We start from the raw sequence: 4,605 nt of genomic DNA on the forward strand, positions 1-4,605 counted from the left end.
TGAGGAAATCGACGCAATTTGTCATGATTCCTCACTTAACCGAAGATGCATGGATCTAACTTTACTCTTCCCCGAAAAGATACAAACTTGCTTATTCGGTGTTTTTATTATATGGCGGAGTTAAGTTACAAATAATCAAAAAATATATGGGAAGTACTGCTTTATTCAAGCAGTTACATCCTGAAAGCAACTATCATTTTTACATTTCCTGATATTCATACTTTTTCAAGCAGAATGAGGGTAACGGTCATGTTTTTCTGGTGCTATTTGAGATCGCTTTATTTTATACCTCCTGATAATTGTAGCCTGCAAAGATTTCATTGCTAAAGACTGTCTCTTACTAAAAAATTATACTTTGACTGTTGATTATAATGGATGCAACAGGAACGCATTCGCTGGGTCCATCTGAAGGTCAGTTGTATGGGTGGCGTTGTCCACACCATCTCGGAATCCGACAGTATTGTTGCCTCCTATAACAGTTACGTTTACAGTCTCATATGCAAAATTATTGTCTCTTGGAATTCCATCCCATAATCCTACCCACTCTTGATCATTAAAGAATAACACGTTGTATGCTGTACCTCCGGGTGGGTTTGTACCTGCAAATGGAACGACAGTAGTCAGAGTTCCATTATTTTCATTTTCGGTCAAGTCAGTTAAAAATGCATAACTAGTGGCCATAGTTGGTGGTATTCCATTCTCCCAGGAACTGGTGCTGGTATTGTATTTGTCATACAACATGTCGTGTCCTTCTGCAATCCGGTATTCTTTTTCTGAAGATGTATAGTTGTAGAGTGTTAAAAGCCCCACACCCGCAATATTGAATGACTGATTATACTCACCATTATATGAATTAGTTATATTCACAACATAGGACTTAACACCACCAGGTGTAACGTTGCCTATTACATCATAGCAGTACGTCCCGGCGGGATAATTATATCCATCAAAGTCCTTGGTGTCATTGTACCTAGCATCTAACGCAAGAGGCTGACCACCATTAATGGTTACATTCATCTCAGGGTAAGGAACGCCTGTGTCATACTTAGTAGAAGTAGGATCAGTGTCGTTGAAACTCCATGACCAATACACATATAACCTTGCTATAACGGGCTCGGCGTTATTCGGTATGGCTTCTAAAATAGTAGTTGTGTACACATAATCGTCGTTACTCCACATTTTGGGGCTATAGTAGCTGTCACCTATAGTGTAGTTCATCTCGCCTGTAATTATTCCACTGAAATTTTCGGTAAGATTCTTGTCTCCCGTATAATTAGCAGCCGCCGGTAACGCTGTCAGAATCAGTGCCGCACACAGGACCAGCATAGTCATCCCTATGTGCAAACTTAAATCAGATTTTCTTATCATCTATGAATTTCTCCTTCAAATCTACTCGAATATTGATTTTAATCGCAGGTTGTCCCCGCATCTTAGTTGAAAACTCGTTGTACTATTCCATCCTCAGACAGCTCATTGGGGGTCCGCCGAGCGACACTATCCAGTAAGTTTATATATAATCTGGATAATATACTTTGGAATCCGAGAATGGATTCTCTTTTATCCTTCTTCCGGTTATCCTCGACGCTTTTTGGGAAATTCGTCGAGCGATACTGTGCAGTAAGCATGCACAGAGCATTCAAAATGGACAATGAAAAATCTGAACGTAGACACTTTTATCTTCTGTTCAGATTCTTCGTGTTCATGTGATCTAATCACCTTGTCCAGATGATTGATAGCCGGAATATATTTCCACTTTCTCTGTTTCACGAATGTGGATCGGCATATTTTTAAAGGTTATATGAGGGGTCTTAAGACAAGTCAGCAAGTCAATACGTTCCACTTCCCTGGACTGTCTACTTTTTCTTGCCTATTTACTTTTTTCCGGCAGTATTTTTTTAGACATAACATTTATTTAAATTTTTCTAACATAGTATTACTTTTTTTTTCATTAATTTTATTTGATATACATAAGATGAATAAATTTAATATAAAATTAAATTTTCAAATTATATATTGTTACTATTTATTTAATATTGGGTGGCAGTTCTTAATAAAATTCAAATGTTTCAACTTTATAAAAAGGGACACTACCCCTGGTTCTTGTCCTATGAAAATACCTTACTGCCTTCTCATGTTGAAATTAAAATTGTAGCCAGTTAAAGAAATTAGTTTATAGTTTTATAAATATAATAAAAATGAATGAGAGATATGGCTAGCGATTGTGATTATTCAATAAAGATTAATCAAATCATCTGCTTTGACCGGGACACATTTGCTCTGTTTTGATAACAATAATTTTAATGAAATAACATTAAATTTTATAAAAATTGTAATAAGTGTTATATAATATGCAAACATGCAACTTTGTTTCAAATTTAACGTATTTATATAGTAGATATATTAATTTTTCAATATTTTGATTCTTCGTTGTTTTGTGTAGGTTGAAAATAATTTATCAGTTAAAAAGTAGCTAGGCCAAAAAGAGAAACACCAAGTTTGAATGTGAGTTTCAACCATAAACATTTTTAAAGTTTAGATGCGCTACTTCGACATTTAAGGGATGGATATAAGTTACTCATTCTAAACAGCGAAGAGCCATCATTCTATTTGGAACTTACCCGAAAAATTAAATACATTTTTCAGGCTGCATCTCAGATACGGTCATTCTTTTTCTTATTGAGCCTATCCAGAAACTCAAAATTTGATTTTTGGATCTCGTTTTTGGAGCAATCAATTGAATACTTAATCACTAAAATGATCCTGTAAATTCATGATAATTTAGAATAAAATAGGTTTTGGGATAGGCTCATTAACTAATAGTAGTCAGACACTCTGAGAATCATGATGGTTATTCCTTTTGGTTCTTCCCTCTGAGTATTTTTCTTCTTTATAAATAACATAACTTTTTATTATAATAACATCTAATGTTATGAAAATTACAGAAAATGTTAAATATAAGTTTATCATACATATATATGTCTACAAGGACACAAAAAAGAAAAGCCTCCTAGATTCGTTACTTGAACATACAACTCCTGTAAATTCTTCGCCTGTAAGTATGGGCAGGTGAAGAGTTTTAGGTGCAGCTTGTATTCCGCAAAAGTCCACAAAATGAAACTATTTCCAGATATTGTAGCAATTTGAAAAACTCATCTCACTAAAATAAAAGTAAAATTAGTAAACATAAGCATACTCTACACATATTATTGCGGAATATTAGGGCAGGGGTTGGGCCAGAAAAAAATTCTGATCCTCTGCCCAGTTGAATCTTTTTTACAGATTTTTAGAAAACAAAAATTTTAATAGATATTTTAAAGCCTTGCACCACTCATTTTAATAGCTGTATCGTAGCCAAGCAGCCCTCCTATTAACCCTCCTGCACATGCAAGTGCAAGTTGAACCCCTACGTACCAGGGTGCATATGAGATCTTCCACTCAACGGGGGCATAGAGCATATAGAATACAAGGGTTGAAATCGCGCCTCTTGATATGCCATAGACCACAGCTGTCAAGCGCCTATCTGCATAATCCATCCCGAATAAGAAGACAAGAAGGTCAACTATAACACCTTCAGCCAGATAGAAACCCAGCCACATAATCTGAGAACCCCAGACAACAATACTGATTAGCAGGACACAGGCAAAAAGCAAAGTTGCAGTTCCGGGCTTTCGGACCAGCTGCAGGGCTACTATCATCAGGATAACTGTGGGAATTGCAATAACCAGGCCGTCAAACCAACCCAGATTAATGAGTTTACTTATGTACCGGAACACTACGGCAATAATGGCGGCAAGAAGTGCTATTGTTATCAGGTCAACAGTTGAAAAGAGCTCAAGAACTCCAAAATGTTTTACAGCAATCAGAATGCCAGCAAAGAGCAGGAGGCTTGCCAGGATCGTAATATAAGTCAGCCAGGAAGGTGGTGGTACAATATTTATAAATTGTTTACTTTGCTGCTCACCTTCAAGGTAGACCACGTGAATTTTGAGAGGGAACTCTTTTTTAAACTCAACAGAGGCAGGTGGTTTTACATCAAGAAGGAGGCCTTCTCTTTGTCCGGGAGACAGATCCCCAATTTCGGCCTCGAGGTTCTGTCCTTCCTTTGTTATATGATATGGTTGAGAAGGTATGTCGATTTCCAGATCTTGTGGAATTTCAATTAGTACGGTTATATTGTGTAAAGGTTCACTTCCGATATTCTGGATGTTTACTCTAGCCCTCTCCCAGGTTTGTCCCGCTACAAGAACATTGGAAGCTTGACTCTTGTCCAGCGGAATCTCCAGACTACACGCAAAAGGGGAAGGCGATGAGCTGGAAACTGCTCCTGATATAATAACTCCAGGAACAAAATAAACAGCCAGGATCAGTGCAAGCACTGCTGCGAGAATCAGTCTGTATTTCATGTTTTACCTCATTTGTATCAGGATTAATTTTCAGTTATCTAATTTTACGTGGGATAGGAACTGCATACTTTTTAGCCAAAGAAGATTTTTTTGAATCAGTGTTAGAAAGCCTTTTATGTACACACCTATCTCTTCCTAACCTGTTCTTCCTAACCTGTTCTTCCTAACCTATTCTTCCGAACCTGTTCTTCCTAACCTATTC

2 protein-coding genes are annotated in these 4,605 nt (G+C 36.9%); both read right to left on the bottom strand.

The features are described 5' to 3' along the window. Positions 1-366 precede the first annotated feature (366 nt). Positions 367-1,368: a DUF3344 domain-containing protein gene (locus A9239_RS11335; protein ID WP_048119028.1), complete on the bottom strand. Its 1,002-nt coding sequence runs from the start codon at positions 1,366-1,368 to the stop codon at positions 367-369. A gap of 1,943 nt (positions 1,369-3,311) precedes the next feature. Beyond that, complete coding sequence (locus A9239_RS11340) at positions 3,312-4,403, bottom strand: hypothetical protein (RefSeq protein WP_048119031.1); 1,092 nt, start codon at positions 4,401-4,403, stop codon at positions 3,312-3,314. Positions 4,404-4,605 lie beyond the last annotated feature (202 nt).

The sequence above is a fragment of the Methanosarcina sp. A14 genome, from assembly GCF_001729375.1.
Lineage (GTDB): Archaea > Halobacteriota > Methanosarcinia > Methanosarcinales > Methanosarcinaceae > Methanosarcina > Methanosarcina barkeri.